Source organism: Bacillus sp. sid0103 (assembly GCF_019219025.1).
The window spans coordinates 1-238 of record NZ_JAHUWN010000181.1 but is presented as its reverse complement, the minus strand read 5'-3'; the positions used below and the strand labels follow the sequence as shown (position 1 = coordinate 238).

Annotated in this window: 1 rRNA gene; it reads right to left on the bottom strand. The window is 43.3% G+C overall.

The window, feature by feature from the left end:
• Window positions 1-146: 146 nt before the first annotated feature.
• A 16S ribosomal RNA gene (locus KW850_RS33040) occupies window positions 147-238 on the bottom strand; the annotation flags it as partial.

Sequence of the window (238 nt, the reverse complement as noted above, 5' to 3'; positions counted from 1 at the left end):
GTTTACTTTGCTTCTTCATTACGATTATCTAGTTTTCAAAGAACGATTAAAAAAAGCTTTGAGAGAATTGCTCCCTCAAAACTAAACAAACAAAGATCGTGGCACAAACCTTATTGTCTGGCTCATAGGTCCAGCTTTATCCTTAGAAAGGAGGTGATCCAGCCGCACCTTCCGATACGGCTACCTTGTTACGACTTCACCCCAATCATCTGTCCCACCTTAGGCGGCTGGCTCCTTA